Annotated in this window: 13 protein-coding genes; 9 read left to right on the top strand and 4 right to left on the bottom strand. The window is 69.8% G+C overall.

Annotated elements, in window-relative coordinates:
* Window positions 1-3 precede the first annotated feature (3 nt).
* Window positions 4-1,167, bottom strand: a complete 1,164-nt coding sequence (locus B043_RS0106610) for an MFS transporter (protein ID WP_026234164.1) — start codon at window positions 1,165-1,167, stop codon at window positions 4-6.
* A 45-nt stretch (window positions 1,168-1,212) separates the two neighbouring features.
* On the opposite strand from B043_RS0106610, the gene B043_RS0106605 reads away from it, so the two are divergent.
* Window positions 1,213-1,542: a tRNA-binding protein gene (locus B043_RS0106605; RefSeq protein WP_016329841.1), complete on the top strand. Its 330-nt coding sequence runs from the start codon at window positions 1,213-1,215 to the stop codon at window positions 1,540-1,542.
* A gap of 12 nt (window positions 1,543-1,554) precedes the next feature.
* Here B043_RS0106605 and B043_RS0106600 read toward each other — a convergent pair whose 3' ends face one another.
* Window positions 1,555-2,586, bottom strand: a complete 1,032-nt coding sequence (locus B043_RS0106600) for an SIS domain-containing protein (RefSeq protein WP_018461379.1) — start codon at window positions 2,584-2,586, stop codon at window positions 1,555-1,557.
* A 30-nt stretch (window positions 2,587-2,616) separates the two neighbouring features.
* On the opposite strand from B043_RS0106600, the gene B043_RS0106595 reads away from it, so the two are divergent.
* Genes B043_RS0106595 through uvrA form a run of 3 tightly spaced genes read left to right on the top strand, consistent with a single transcriptional unit; the run spans window position 2,617 to window position 6,129 of the window.
* On the top strand, window positions 2,617-2,850 hold the full coding sequence (locus tag B043_RS0106595) for a YlcI/YnfO family protein (protein ID WP_018461378.1): 234 nt from the start codon (window positions 2,617-2,619) through the stop codon (window positions 2,848-2,850).
* Window positions 2,832-3,230: a type II toxin-antitoxin system VapC family toxin gene (locus B043_RS0106590; RefSeq protein WP_016329846.1), complete on the top strand. Its 399-nt coding sequence runs from the start codon at window positions 2,832-2,834 to the stop codon at window positions 3,228-3,230. Before B043_RS0106595 ends, B043_RS0106590 begins: the two co-directional genes overlap by 19 nt.
* Before the next feature lie 40 nt (window positions 3,231-3,270).
* Window positions 3,271-6,129, top strand: a complete 2,859-nt coding sequence (gene uvrA / locus B043_RS0106585) for an excinuclease ABC subunit UvrA (protein WP_016329847.1) — start codon at window positions 3,271-3,273, stop codon at window positions 6,127-6,129.
* Here uvrA and trmFO read toward each other — a convergent pair.
* Complete coding sequence (gene trmFO / locus B043_RS0106580; protein WP_018461377.1) at window positions 6,126-7,436, bottom strand: methylenetetrahydrofolate--tRNA-(uracil(54)-C(5))-methyltransferase (FADH(2)-oxidizing) TrmFO; 1,311 nt, start codon at window positions 7,434-7,436, stop codon at window positions 6,126-6,128. The genes uvrA and trmFO overlap by 4 nt on opposite strands.
* A gap of 54 nt (window positions 7,437-7,490) precedes the next feature.
* On the opposite strand from trmFO, the gene hisF reads away from it, so the two are divergent.
* The 5 genes from hisF to B043_RS0106555 are packed head-to-tail and all read left to right on the top strand — an operon-like array spanning window position 7,491 to window position 12,292.
* A complete protein-coding gene (gene hisF / locus B043_RS0106575; protein ID WP_018461376.1) occupies window positions 7,491-8,249 on the top strand; it encodes an imidazole glycerol phosphate synthase subunit HisF in 759 nt (252 codons plus the stop codon).
* Window positions 8,245-8,868 carry a bifunctional phosphoribosyl-AMP cyclohydrolase/phosphoribosyl-ATP diphosphatase HisIE gene (gene hisIE / locus B043_RS0106570; RefSeq protein WP_026234163.1) on the top strand — a complete coding sequence of 208 codons (624 nt, stop codon included), beginning with the start codon at window positions 8,245-8,247 and terminating at the stop codon, window positions 8,866-8,868. The genes hisF and hisIE overlap by 5 nt, the downstream gene beginning before the upstream one ends.
* Before the next feature lie 7 nt (window positions 8,869-8,875).
* The gene (gene glpX, locus B043_RS0106565) at window positions 8,876-9,844 is read left to right on the top strand and encodes a class II fructose-bisphosphatase (RefSeq protein WP_018461375.1); all 969 of its coding nucleotides are present in this window, start codon (window positions 8,876-8,878) and stop codon (window positions 9,842-9,844) included.
* A 16-nt stretch (window positions 9,845-9,860) separates the two neighbouring features.
* Window positions 9,861-11,621: an adenosylcobalamin-dependent ribonucleoside-diphosphate reductase gene (locus tag B043_RS0106560; RefSeq protein WP_018461374.1), complete on the top strand. Its 1,761-nt coding sequence runs from the start codon at window positions 9,861-9,863 to the stop codon at window positions 11,619-11,621.
* Window positions 11,618-12,292, top strand: a complete 675-nt coding sequence (locus tag B043_RS0106555) for a DUF58 domain-containing protein (protein WP_026234162.1) — start codon at window positions 11,618-11,620, stop codon at window positions 12,290-12,292. The genes B043_RS0106560 and B043_RS0106555 overlap by 4 nt, the downstream gene beginning before the upstream one ends.
* Here B043_RS0106555 and B043_RS0106550 read toward each other — a convergent pair.
* Window positions 12,260-14,125 carry an aldehyde ferredoxin oxidoreductase family protein gene (locus B043_RS0106550; protein ID WP_018461372.1) on the bottom strand — a complete coding sequence of 622 codons (1,866 nt, stop codon included), beginning with the start codon at window positions 14,123-14,125 and terminating at the stop codon, window positions 12,260-12,262. The two genes, B043_RS0106555 and B043_RS0106550, sit on opposite strands and share 33 nt — an antisense overlap.
* Window positions 14,126-14,162 lie beyond the last annotated feature (37 nt).

The raw sequence follows: 14,162 nt of genomic DNA, 5'->3' as shown, positions 1-14,162 counted from the left end.
GGTCTAGGCCTCCGCCCCCCGTTGGGCCAGGAAGGCGAGGAGGCCCAAAAGGAGAAGGCCCAAGGCGAAGGGCACGGGCTCCCCCCTCGAGGCCTGCCCCACCCCCGTGGCTAGAAGGCTCGCGAGAAGGGTGGAGAAAAACCCCGTGAAGCTCGCCGCCAGGCCCGCCACCCGCCCAAGGCCCTCGAGGGCCCGGGCCTGGGCGTTGGGGAAGGCCAGGGTCACCAGGAAGAGGACCAGGGAGAGGTGGAGCCAAAGCCCCAGGGCGCTGGGGAAAAGGGCGGTGAGGGGAAGAAAGGCCAAGGCCAGGAGGAGGGCGAGGAGGCTTAAGCGGAGGCTTCGGGCAAGGCCTAGCCCCTCCACCGTGCGCCCGTTTAGGAGGTTGGCCAGGGCCTGGAGGAGGCCCGTGCCCCCAAAGGCCAGGGCGAAACCAAGCCCCGAAAGCCCAAGCCGCCCGTAAAGGAGGGGCGCGGCGCTCAGGTAGGCGTAGAGCACCCCAAAAAGGGCCCCCAGGGCCAGGGTGTAGAGGAGGGCCCGCCGGTCCCCTAGCACAAGAAGAAGCCCTTCCCAAAGGGTCCCCAGGGCCAGGGGCCTCCGCCTTTCCTCGGGGAGGGTCTCTCCAAAGCGCAAAGCCCCCCAAAGGAGGACGAGGAGGGCGAGGAGCACAGGAAAGGCAAAGGGCGCGCGGAAGCCCAAGGGGAGGAGGGCCACCCCTAGGCTCGGGGCCAGGACGGGGGCCAGGAGGAGGACGAAGAGGGCCTGGGAAAGCCGTCTCGCCATGGCCTCCCCCCGGTAGAGGTCGCGGATGGCCGCGGTGGCCACCACCCGGAAGGCCGCCCCGAAGAACCCCTGGAAGACCCGGGCCCAAAGGAGGAGGGAAAAGGTGGGGGCGAACAGGGTAAGGCTTCCCGCAAGGAGAAAGCCCAAAAGGGCCCCCATGAGCACCGGCCGCCTTCCAAAGGCATCCGCCAGGGGACCAAAGAGGAACTGGCCTAAGGCGAAGCCCAGGAAGTAGAGGCTCACGAGCAGCCCCCCCTGGGCCTCAGGGACCCCGTAGTGGGCCATGGCGGCCTTAAGGGCCGGCAGGATCACGTCTATGCTGAAGGCCACCAGGCCCATGAGGGCCCCGAGGTAGAAGGTGCGTTCCCCTCCCTTCACGAAGGCCATTATGGGGGCTTGCTAAGGGAAAGCCAAGCTGGAAGAATACCTTCCATGAACCCCTTGGAAGCCTTCCAGCTCCTGGACCTAAGGGTGGGGCGCGTCCTAAAGGCCGAGCCCCACGAGAAGGCCAGAAAACCCAGCTACAAGCTCTGGATTGACCTCGGGCCCCTAGGGGTAAAGACGAGCTCGGCCCAGATCACCGAGCTCTACCGCCCGGAGGAGCTCGTGGGGCGGCTTGTGGTCTGCGCGGTGAACCTGGGCACCCGCTCTGTGGCCGGCTTCCCCTCGGAGGTGCTGGTGCTGGGGGTACCGGACGAGGAGGGGCGGGTGGTCCTCCTCACCCCGGAGAGGCCCGTGCCCCTAGGGGGGAGGGTGTTCTAACGCTGCCTTTCCCTACCGGGTCCGGGTGACCTTGGAAAGGTGCCGGGGCCGGTCGGGGTCCTGGCCCCGTGCCCGGGCCAGGGCCTCGGCCAAGGGGTAGAAGGCCTGGGCCAGGAGGAGGGGGTTGAGCTCCGGGGGGAGGGCCAGGGGGACCTTGAGGGGGCTATGGGCCAGGGCCAGGGCGTCGGGCTCGGCGGAGAGGACCAGGAGGTGGGCCCCCTTGGCCTTAAGACCCTCCAGAGCGGAAAGGGCACCCTCAAAGGCCTCGTCCTTCTGCACCAGGGCGAGAACGGGAAAGCCCTCTTCCAATAGGGCCTGGGGCCCGTGGAGGAACTCCGCCAGGGAAAGGCCTTCCGCGTGGAGGGCGGCCACCTCCTTGAGCTTGAGGGCGGCCTCGAGGGCCAGGGGGTAGGCAAACCCCCGGCCCAGGGCGAAAAGCCCCTCCGCCTCCTCCAGGTACTCCAGGCTCCCCTCCACCCCCAGGGCCCGGAAGAGGGCCTCGGGGAGGAGGGGGAGGGCCTCCCTTAGGCGCCCCTCCTCCAGGAGGTGGGCGAAAAGCTGGAGGAAAGCGGCCAGCATGGCGAGAAAGCTCTTGCTGGCGGCCACCGCCTTTTCCTCCCCCGCGTGGAGGGGGAGGAGGACCTCCGCCGCCTGGGCCAGGGGGCTATCCTCCCGGTTCACCAAGGCCACGGTGAGGACCCCCGCCTCCCGGAAGGCCCGCACCGCCTCCACCACGTCCGGGCTTTCCCCGCTTTGGCTAAAGGCCAGGAGGAGGGCGGGGTGGGGCAGGCGGGGCCTGGCCCGGTAGAGGGTGAGGACGGAAGGGGCGAAGGAGAGGGTGGGCCAGAGAAGGCGGGCCTCGAGGAGGTACTTGGCGAAGAGGGCCGCGTGGTCCGAACTCCCCCGGGCCACGGTGAGGACCAGGGCCGGGGGGCGCCGCCGGAGGAAGGCGGCCAGGCCCTCCACCTCACCCCGGTTCTCCCGGAGAAGGCGCTCCACCACCAGGGGGGCTTCCTCGGACTCCCGGCGGAAGTGGGATGCCATAGCCCCACTTTAGCATGCTAAAATCATGCCGTGAGCACCCTTCAGGTCAAGAGGGTCCCCCCGGAGCTCAAGGCCCGCCTCCTCCGCCAGGCCAAAGCCCAGGGGGTCTCCCTCAGCGAATGGGTCCTAAGGGCCCTGGAGCGGGAGGTGGAGCGGGCCGAGTGGGAGGAACGGCTAAGGGGCCGGGAAGCGGTCCACCTCGGGGTACCGGCCGGCGCCCTCCTGGAAGAAGCGCGGGAGGAACGGTGGGGCGGCTCGTCCTAGACGCCTCTGCCGCGGCGGAATACCTCCTCCGCACCCCCCTCGGGCTCCAGGTGGAGGCCCTGGTCGGGGAACACCTCCTTTACGCCCCTGCCCTTTTGGACGCGGAGGTTCTGGCCGTCCTGAGAAAAGCCGTCCTATCGGGAAGGCTTTCGGAAAAACGGGCCCAAGAGGCGGTGGAAGACCTCAGGAGCTGGCCCCTAAGGCGGGTGGACCACCGCGCGCTTTTGGAAGAGGCCTGGGGCCTTAGGGAACGGGTTTCGGCCTACGACGCCCTCTACGTGGCCCTGGCCCGGAGGCTTTCCGCCCCTCTCCTCACGGCGGATGGCCCTCTGGCCCGAACCCCCGGGCTTGGGGTGCCCCTCCTCCACCTCCGCCTCTAGACCCTAGCCCCTCCTGGGAAGGGGTGGTATACTTCCACGGATGGACCGCATCGTCATCCGGGGCGCGCGGGAGCACAACCTCAAGAACATCAGCCTGGAGCTTCCGCGGGGCAAGTTCATCGTCATCACCGGGGTTTCGGGCTCGGGGAAGAGCACCCTGGCCTTTGACACCCTGTACGCGGAGGGGCAGCGGCGCTACGTGGAAAGCCTCTCCAGCTACGCCCGCCAGTTCCTGGGGGTCATGGACAAGCCCGAGGTGGAGAGCATCGAGGGCCTCTCCCCTGCCATCTCCATTGACCAGAAGACCACCAGCCACAACCCCCGCTCCACCGTGGGCACGGTGACGGAGATCCACGACTACCTCCGCCTCCTCTTCGCCCGGGTGGGCACCGCCCACTGCCCCGAGTGCGGCCGCCCCATAGAGAAGCAGTCCGCCACGGAGATCACCGACCGCCTCCTCGCCCGCCCCCCGGGGACCCGGGCCATCCTCATGGCCCCCCTGGTGCGGGGAAGGAAGGGGGAGTACCGCAAGCTCTTCGCCCAGCTCCTCAAGGAGGGGTACGCCCGGGTGCGGGTGGACGGGGTCATCTACCCCCTGGAGGAGGCCCAGGGGCTGAATCTGGAAAAGTACGAAAAGCACGACATTGACCTGGTCATTGACCGGGTGGCCCTCCGCGAAGAGGAGCGGCCCCGGATCGCGGAGGCGGTGGAGCTCGCCCTCCTCCGGGGGGAAGGCCTCTTAAGGGTCCTCTACCCCGACCTGGGCGAGGAGGAGCTCTTCTCGGAGAAGTTCGCCTGCCCGGAGCACGGGAGCGTGCTGGAGGAGCTGGAACCCCGCATCTTCTCCTTCAACGCCCCCTACGGGGCCTGCCCCGCCTGCTCGGGGCTTGGGTACAAGCAGGAGTTTGACCCCGCCCTGGTGGTGAACCCCGAGGCCTCCTTGGCGGAAGGGGCCATCCTCCCCTGGGCCCGGGGGCGGGACACGGGCCGGAGCTACCTCTGGGAGCGGCTTAGGGCCTTGGCGGAGCACCTGGGCTTTGACCTCAAGACCCCCTTCAAGGACCTGCCCGAGGAGGCCCAGAAGGCGGTGCTCTACGGCCTCCCCGAGCCCTTCCAGGTGGTCTTCCGCCGGGGGGGGAAGGAGACCTTCCGGGTGGAGGTGCACTACGAGGGGGTCATCCCCTGGCTGGAAAAGCGCTACCAGGAGGCGGAGTCCGAAGGGGTGCGGGAGGTCCTGGAGGGGTTCATGAGCCTAAGGCCCTGCCCGGTCTGCGGGGGGACGCGGTACAAGAAGGAGGTCCTCTCCGTGCGGGTGGCGGGGAAGAACATCGCCGAGGTCTCGGCCCTCCCGGTGCGGGAGGCCCTGGAGTTCTTCCGGGGCCTCGAGGAAAAGCTCCCCCCCTTCCAGGCCAAGATCGCCCACCCCATCCTGCGGGAGATCGTGGAGCGGCTGGGCTTTTTGGTGGACGTGGGCCTGGACTACCTCACCCTGGACCGGGCGGCCAACACCCTCTCCGGCGGGGAGGCCCAAAGGATCCGCCTGGCCACCCAGGTGGGCTCGGGGCTCACCGGGGTGCTCTACGTGCTGGACGAGCCCAGTATCGGCCTCCACCCCCGGGACAACCAGCGCCTCATCCGGACCCTGAAGCGCCTCCAGGCCCTGGGGAACACCCTCATCGTGGTGGAGCACGACGAGGAGACCATGCGGGCCGCGGACTGGATCGTGGACATGGGCCCGGGGGCGGGGATCCACGGGGGGGAGGTGGTGGCGGAAGGCCCCCTGGAGGCCATCCTGAATAGCCCAAGAAGCCTCACCGGGGCCTACCTCCGGGGGGAGAAGAAGATCGCCGTGCCCCGGGAAAGGCGGAAGGGGAACGGGAAGTGGCTGGTCCTCAAGGGGGCTAGGGCCAACAACCTGAAAGGGGTCACCCTGAGGATCCCCCTAGGCCGCTTCGTGGCCGTGACCGGGCCTTCGGGCAGCGGCAAGAGCACCCTCATCCACGACGTGCTCTACGCCGCTTTGGCCCAGAAGCTCATGCGGGCCAAGGCCGTCCCCGGGCCCTACGAGGCCCTGGAGGGCCTCGAGCACCTGGACAAGGTCATCGAGATAGACCAGTCCCCCATCGGCCGCACCCCCCGCTCCAACCCCGCCACCTACACCGGCATCTTTGACGAGATCCGCGACCTCTTCGCCAAGACCCCGGAGGCCAGGAAACGGGGGTACGGCCCCGGCCGCTTCTCCTTCAACGTGAAGGGGGGCCGGTGCGAGGCCTGCGGGGGGGACGGCACGGTAAAGATTGAGATGCTCTTCCTCCCCGACCTCTACGTGCCCTGCGAGGTGTGCAAGGGCAAGCGCTACAACAAGGAGACCCTGGAGGTGAAGCTTCGGGGCAAGAACATCGCCGACGTGCTGGACATGACCGTGGAGGAGGCCCTGGACTTCTTCCAGAACATCCCCACCATCGCCCGCAAGCTCCAGCTCATGGTGGACGTGGGCCTGGGCTACATGAAGCTGGGCCAGCCCTCCCCCACCCTCTCCGGGGGCGAGGCCCAACGGATCAAGCTGGCCACGGAGCTGGGGCGCAAGGCCACGGGCCGCACCCTCTACATCCTGGACGAACCCACCACCGGCCTCCACTTTGACGACGTGGCCAAGCTCCTAGACGTCCTCCACCGCCTGGTGGACGCGGGGAACACCGTGGTGGTCATCGAGCACAACCTGGACGTGGTGAAGACCGCGGACTGGGTCATAGACCTGGGCCCCGAAGGGGGGGACCGGGGCGGGGAGATCGTGGCCGAGGGCACCCCGGAGGAGGTGGCCCGCTCGGGAAGCCCCACCGGGGTCTTCCTGGCCAGGATCCCGGAGATCGCGGAGAGGATCGGGGTGGCGGCGGACTAAGGGTTGGGCACGGGGAGGAGCTCCTCCAGCCAGCGGGCGAAGGCCTGTAGGCCCCTTTGGTACATGGCCTGGCGCTTGGCCTTCTTGTCCTTGACCTCCACCGGGGGCACCAGGCCCCAGTTGGCGTTCATGGGCTGGAAGCCCTCGGGGTTGGCCGTGGCCAGGAAACGCACCAAGGCCCCCAGCATGCTCTCCTCCGGGGGGGCGGTGGGGGGAAGGCCAAGGACCTTGCGGGCGGCGTTGAGCCCGGCGAGGAAGCCCGTGGCCGCGCTTTCTAGGTAGCCCTCCACCCCCGCCAGGACCCCCGCGGCGAAGAGGCCCTCCTCCCCCTTAAACTCCAGGGTCTCCTGGAGGAGCCGGGGGGCGTTCAGGTAGGTGTTCCGGTGCATGACCCCGTAGCGCACGATCTCCGCGTTCTCCAGCCCGGGGATCATCTGGATGAGGCGCTTCTGCTCGGGCCACTTGAGCCCGGTCTGGAAGCCCACCAGGCTCCACATCCGCCCCGCCTTGTCCTCCTGGCGGAGCTGGACCACGGCGAAGGGCTCCCGCCCCGTGCGGGGGTCCTTGAGCCCCACGGGCTTCATGGGGCCGAAGAGGAGGGTCTGGTAGCCCCGGCGGGCGAGCTCCTCCACCGGCACGCAGGCCTCGAAGAACTCTAGCCTCTCCCACTCGTGGGGGGTGTGGCGCTGGGCCTCGAGGAGGGCCTCGTGGAAGCGGCGGTACTCCTCCTCCGTCATGGGGCAGTTCAGGTAGTCCGCGCTCTGGCCGTAGCGGCCCGCACGGAAGCACTTTGTGAGGTCAATGCTCTCGTAGAGGACGATGGGGCTTGCCGCGTCGTAGTAGGCCAGGAAGTGGTCCCCGAAGCGCCGCTTCAGGGCCTCCGCTAGGGCCTCGCCCGTAAGGGGGCCGGTGGCGAGGACGGTGATGCCCTCCGGGATCTCCCGCACCTCCTCCCGCACCACCTCCAAAAGGGGGTGGGCGGAAAGCCTCTCCGTGATGTAGGCGGAAAACTCCTCCCGGTCCACGGCGAGGGCCCCCCCGGCGGGGACCCGGGCCCTATGGGCGGCCTCCATGACCAGGCTTCCCGCAAGGCGCATCTCCGCCTGGAGAAGGCCCTTGGCCTGGGTCTCCCCTTCCCCCCCTAAGGAGTTGGAGCAGACGATCTCCGCGAAGCGGTCGGTGGCGTGGGCGGGGGTCATGCGCTTGGGTCGCATCTCAAAAAGGCGCACGGGCACCCCCAGGCGGAGGAGGGTCCAGGCGGCCTCGCTCCCCGCAAGCCCAGCGCCCACCACGTTCACCCGTTCCATCCCTCCCACTCTAGCAGGGGAAAGGCCTTGGGGAAAGTGGCCTATAATGGCCCCGTGGGCCTGGCCAAGCGCATCATCCCCTGCCTGGACGTCCACGCGGGCCGCGTGGTGAAGGGGGTGAACTTCGTGAACCTAAAGGACGCGGGGGACCCGGTGGAGGCCGCCCGGGCCTACGACGGGAGCGGGGCGGACGAGCTGGTCTTCCTGGACATCTCCGCCACCCACGAGGAGCGGGCCATCCTTCTGGACGTGGTGGCGAGGGTGGCGGAGTCCGTCTTCATCCCCCTCACCGTGGGGGGCGGGGTGCGGAGCGTGGAGGACGCCAGGCGGCTCCTCAAGGCCGGGGCGGACAAGGTGAGCGTGAACTCCGCGGCCGTCCGGCGCCCCGAGCTCATCGCCGAGCTCGCCGACCACTTCGGCGCCCAGGCGGTGGTCCTGGCCATTGACGCCCGCTGGAAGGGGGATTTCCCCGAGGTCCACGTGGCGGGGGGGCGCATCCCCACGGGCCTCCACGCGGTGGAGTGGGCGGTGCGGGGGGCGGAGCTGGGCGCGGGGGAGATCCTCCTCACCAGCATGGACCGGGACGGGACCAAGGAGGGGTACGACCTGAAGCTCACGGAGATGGTGGCCCAGGCGGTGAACGTGCCGGTGATCGCCAGCGGGGGCGCCGGCCGGATGGAGCACTTCCTGGAGGCCTTCGCCGCGGGGGCGGAGGCCGCCTTGGCCGCCAGCGTCTTCCACTTCGGGGAGATCTCCATCCCAAAGCTCAAGGGCTTCCTGGCCCAAAGGGGCGTGGAGGTGCGCCTTGATTGACCTTTCCCAGGTGCGCTTTGACGAAGGGGGCTTGGTGCCGGTGGTGGTGCAGGACGCCCGCACGGGGGAGGTCCTCACCCTGGCCTACGCCAACCGGGAGGCCCTGGAGGAAACCCTAAGGACGAGGCGGAGCACCTTCTACAGCCGAAGCCGGAAGGCCCTCTGGCGCAAGGGGGAGACCTCCGGGCACGTGCAGGAGGTGGTGGAGGTCCTCCTGGACTGCGACGGGGACGCGGTGGTCTACCGGGTCCTGCCCCAGGGCCCCGCCTGCCACACCGGGGAGAGGAGCTGCTTCCACCGGGCCCTCCTGCCCGGGAACCCCCCTCTCGGCTTCGTCCTGGCCCAGGTCTACGCCACCATAGAGGAGCGCCTGAAGACCCTCCCCGAGGGGAGCTACGTGGCCCGGCTACACCGGGAGGGGCTGGACCGCATCCTGAAGAAGATCGGGGAGGAGGCGGGGGAAGTCATGATCGCCGCCAAAAACCACAACCCAGAGGAGCTCCGCCACGAGGCCGCGGACCTCCTCTTCCACCTTCTTTTGGTCCTGGCGGAGGAGGGGGTGGGCCTCGAGGCCCTGGCGGAGACCCTCTGGGCGCGGCACCGGCCCCGGCCGGTATGATGGAACCATGGAAATTGAGCGCCGACTGGTCCTGGAGGTGGTGCGGGTCACGGAGCAGGCGGCCCTGGCCGCCAGCCGCTTCGCGGGCAAGGGGGACAAGGAGGCGGTGGACGAGGCGGGCACCGAGGCCATGCGCCGCGTCCTGAACGAACTCCCCATCCGGGGCACGGTGGTCATCGGGGAGGGGGAGATGGACGAGGCCCCCATGCTCTACATCGGCGAGGTCCTGGGCCAGGGAGGGGTGGAGGTGGACATCGCCGTGGACCCCGTGGAGGGCACCACCACCGCGGCCAAGGGCCTCCCCAACGCGGTCACCGTCATCGCCCTAAGCGAGAAAGGGGGGCTCTTCCACGCCCCCGACATGTACATGGAAAAGCTCATCGTCCCTCCCCCTGCGGCCGGGCTCGTGGACCTCACCTGGCCCGTCTCCGCCAACCTCAAGGCCCTGGCCTTGGCCCTGCAGCGGGCGGTGGAGGACCTGGTCATCGTGGTCCTGGACCGGCCCCGGCACGAACGGCTCATCCGGGAGATCCGCGAGGCCGGGGCCCGGGTCAAGCTCATCTCCGACGGGGACGTCATCGCCGCCCTGGCCGCGGCCATAAGGGGCACGGGGGTGCACGCGGTCATGGGCATCGGCGGGGCCCCGGAAGGGGTCTTGGCGGCGGCGGCGCTCAAGTGCCTCGGGGGGGAGATCCAGGCCCGCTTCACCCCCCAAAACGAGGAGGAGCGGGCCCGCCTCAGGGCCATGGGGGGGGATGAAAGGCGGGTCTACCGCACGGAGGACCTGGCCCCAGGCCGGGAGATCGTCTTCGCCGCCACCGGCATCACCGACGGGGACATCCTCCAGGGGGTGCGCTTCTTCGGCGGCGGCGCCCGGACCCACTCCATCGTCATGGGCCACGCCACCCGGGTGGTGCGCTTTATAGATTCCATTCACCTTTTTGAAACGGGGGCCCGGGTGACCATCCGGGTCTAGGGCGTAAACTGGAAGGGTGCCCAAGGCCTATCGGGAAGAGGAAGCCTGGCGGCTGGCCCTGGACTTCTTCGGTGGGGACGAGCTCAGGGCTGGGGTCTTCCTGAACCGCTACGCCCTTAGGGACGAGGAGGGCCGCCTTCTGGAGGCCACCCCCGAGGAGCTTTGGCAGAGGCTCGCCCGGGGGGTGGCCCGGGTGGAGCGGGGGGCGGAAGGGGAGGTGCTGAGGCTTCTCGGGGACTTCCGCTTCGTCCCCGGGGGGCGGATCCTCTTTGGCCTCGGGAACTGGCGCAAAAGCACCCTTTTCAACTGCTACTTCATCCCCATCCGAGAAGACTCCGTGCGGGGCATCGCCCGCTTTCTGGAGGAGGCCATGCGCACCTTCGCCTACGGGGGCGGGGTGGGCACCAACGCGGACGTCCTCCGCCCCCAAGGGGCCAAGGTGGGCAACGCCGGCGTGGAAAGCTCGGGGGCGGTGAGCTTTTTGGAGCTCTTCTCCACCCTGGCGGGGGTGATGGGGGCGAGCGGCGGCCGGCGGGGGGCCCTCATGCTCACCTTCTCCGACACCCACCCCGACCTCCCCGCCTTCATAGAGGCCAAGACCGACCCCGAGCGGCGGCGCATCCGCCACGCCAACCTCTCCGTGCGGGTTACGGACGCCTTCCTCGAGGCCGCCCTGGAAGACGCCCCCTGGACCCTAAGCTTCACCACGCCCCGGGAGGAGATCCAAAAGACGGTGCGGGCCAGGGAGGTGTGGCAGGCCCTGGTGGAGGCCGCCTGGAAAAGCGCCGAGCCCGGCCTGCTCTTCTGGGACCGGATCCGCACCTGGGCCACGGCCCAGTACGGGGGCCTGGAGGTCCAGGGGGTGAACGTCTGCGGGGAGGTGCCCATGGAGCCCTACGGGGCCTGCAACCTGGGAAGCCTGAACCTGGCGGCCTTCGTCCAGGCCCCCTTCACCCCCAAGGCCCGGCTGGACTTCGCCGCCCTGGAGGAGGCGGCCATGGGGGCGGTGCGCTTCCTGGACGCCATCGTGGACCTGGGGAAAACCCGCCACCCCCTAAGGGCCCAGCGGGTGGCCTCCCTCCGAAGCCGCCGCATCGGGCTTGGGGTCATGGGCCTGGCGGACGCCCTCGCCATGCTGGGCCTCCCCTACGGCTCAGACGAGGCCCTGGCCCTGGCGGAGGAGGCCCTGCGCCGCATTAAGGAGGCGGCCTACTGGGAAAGCGCCCGCCTGGCGAAGGGTAAAGGGCCCTTCCCCGCCTTTGACCCCCGGGCGCACCTCCAAAGCCCCTTCATCCAGGCCCTGCCCGAACCCCTCTTTCTCCAGGTGGAAAAGGGCCTGCGCAACGCCGCCCTCCTCTCCATCGCCCCCACGGGCTCCATCTCCCTCCTGGCGGGGGTGACGAGCGGGATCGAGCCCATCTTCGCCCTCACCTACCTGCGGCACGCGGGGGGGCAGGTCTACCTGGCGGAGCACCCCCTCTTGAAGCGCTACCGGCAAGCGGGGGGCAAGGACCTCCCGGACTGGCCCACGGCCCACCAGGTGGACCCCTTCCGGCGGGTGCGCCTCCAGGCGGTGCTCCAGCGGCACGTGGACCAGAGCATCTCCTCCACGGTGAACCTGCCCCGGGAAACCCCCAAGGAAACCGTGGAAAAGCTCTTCCTGGCCGCCTGGAAGGAGGGGTGCAAGGGGATCACCGTCTTCCGGGAGGGGAGCCGGGAAGAGGTCATCGAGCCCCTACCCCCCTTGGGCGTGTGCACCTTCTGCCAGACCCCATGACCCGCTACCGCATCGCCACCCGCCCCCACCTCCCCTACCCCGGGGAGCGCCTGGCCCGGAAGAAGGGCACAGGGGGAGAGTTCTACGAGCTCCGCCCCTACGCGGAAGGGGACGAGGTGCGCCGGGTCCACTGGCGGGCCTACGCCAAGACCGGCCGGCTCTACACCCGGGTGGAAACCGCCCCCGAGCGGGCCCGCTTCCGCTTTTTTCTGGACGAAAGCGAGAGCATGCGCCTCCACGGGAAACTCCCCTACGCGCAAAAGGTGGCCCAGCTCCTCCTGAAGATCGCCCGCCAGGAGGACGCGAGGGCCCGCCTGGAACGGGGCCCCCTCACCGCCCTAAGGCCCGGCCGGGGCGTCTTGGTCCTCCTCACGGACGGCCTGGACCCCCTGCCCTGGGCCCGCTTCCTCCCCCGGCGGGTGGTCCTGGTGCAGGTGCTCTCCCCCCTGGAGCTTAACCCCCCCTTCCGGGAAGCCCTTCTCCAGGACGTGGAGACGGGGGAGGCCCTAAGCGTGGGGCTAGGGGAGGTGGAGGCCTACAAGGAAGCCCTAGCCGCGCACCTCAAGGCCCTGCGGCTCCTCGCCCTAAGGCGGGGGCGGTACGCCCTCCTAAGGGTGGGGGAAGCCCCCCTCCCTGCCCTAGTGCGCCAGGGCGTCCTGGAACTCCTCTAGGCCGAGGGCAGAAAGCCTTCCCCTATCCACCCCCTCCTCCCAGCCCGCCAGGCGCCGGTAGGCCTTAAGGGCCTCCTGGAAGGCCTCCCGCTCCAGCCGGGCCTCGGGGTTTCCTTTCCGGAAGGGCTGGAAGAAGCGCTCCGGCAGGCGGTCCTCCTCCGGACCCAAGCCTTCGCGCAGGTTGAAGAGCCGGGTGAGCTGGAGGGTCCTCTCCCCTACCTGGAGCATCTCCTCCGGGGAAAGGCGCCAGCCCGTGGCGGCGTAGACCGCCTCCTGCCACTCCTCCGGGGTCCAGGGGACGAAGTCGCAGAGGACCAGGCTGTTCACGAACCCCCGCTCCCGGGTCTTGGTCCAGAGCATGCGCACCTTGGCCTCGGAAAGGTCCTCCACGGGGAGGGGGGCGAAGTCTTCCCCGTAGAAGCGGAGCTCCTTCAGGGCCCGGCCCTCCTTGGCGTAGGCGGTGTCGTGGAGGTTGTGGTTGTGGTCGGCCCCCGTGGGGCTCACCGCGTACCCCACCCCCAGGGCCCGCTTGTACCGGGGGTCGTGCATGGGCACCTCCTGGCCCTTCACGTGCATGGCGAGCTCCGGGTGGCCTATGGCCTCCGCGAGCCGCTTGGCCCCCTGGGCGAGGAGCTCCCCCAAGCGCCCTTCCCGCCGGGCGAGCTTCTCTATGGCCGCGATGAGGGCCTCCCCGTTCCCGAAGCGGAGGCCCAGGCCCTCGTCGTCCAGATAGCCCTTCTCCACCGCCTCCATGGCCGAGGCGATGGCCACCCCCACCCCGATCACGTCCAGGCCGTACTGGTTGCAGAGGGTGTTGGCCTTGGTCACCGCGTAGGGGTCGGTGACCCCGCAGGTGGAGCCCAAGGCCCCCAGGCCCTCGTACTCCGGCCCCCCGTACTCGGGGCGCACGTCGTAGCGGCCCGTGCCCTCGATGCGCACCACCTGCTTGCAGCGGATGGCGCAGGCGTAGCAGGTGTCCCGGCCGATGCGGATGCCCAGGGCGTCCAGGCTGGTGCCGTCCAGGGCCTCGGCTCCCTCGAGGTGGCCGTCCAGGAAGTTGTGGCTGGGAAGGACCCCCCGGAGGTTAAAGGGCTTCACCGTGCCCACGGTGCCCATGGTGACCAGGCCCGCGGCCCGCTCCATGCGCTCCTCTACCATGCGCCGGGCCAAGGTTTTGAGGAGGGCGGGGTCGTGGTAGGCGGGCCGGGTGGCGGGCTTGGCCCGGGCGGAGACCGCCTTCAGCCCCTTGGCCCCCATGACCGCCCCCAAGCCCCCCCGGCCGGCGAAGTGGGCCAGGTCGTGGATGACGTTGGCGGTGAGGACCCGGTTCTCCCCCCCAAGGCCGATCTGGGCCACCCGGGTGGTGGGCCCGTGGACCTCCTTGATGAGGGCCTCCACCTCCAAGGGGTCCTTGCCCCAGAGGTGGGGGGCGGGGTGGAGGCGCACCTCCCCGTCCTCCACGTGCAGGTAGACGGGGCCTTCCGCCCGCCCCAGGACCACCAGGGCGTCCAGGCCGGCGTTTTTCAGCTCCGCCCCGAAGAAGCCGCCCCCCTCCGCGTCCCCGTACCCTCCGGTGAGGGGGCTCTTGGCGGCCACGGTGTTCCGGCCGGAGCCGGAGATGGGGGCGCCGGTGAGGACCCCGGGGGCGAAGACCAGGGCGTTTTCCGGGCCCAGGGGGTCCGCCCCCGGGGGCACGTGCTTGAGGAGGAGGTAGGCGGCTAGGGCCCGCCCCCCCAGGTACCGGCGCCAGAAGGCCTCGCCGTAGCTCTCGTACCAGATGCGGCCCGTGGAGAGGTCCGCGAAGGCCACGCGGTCGTGGTAGCCCTTGGGCATGGCCTAAGTATACGCCCCGCCGCAAGGGGTCTTGCGG

The organism is Thermus oshimai DSM 12092, assembly GCF_000373145.1.
Taxonomy (GTDB): domain Bacteria; phylum Deinococcota; class Deinococci; order Deinococcales; family Thermaceae; genus Thermus; species Thermus oshimai.
This window is presented reverse-complemented; position numbering and strand designations above follow the sequence as displayed.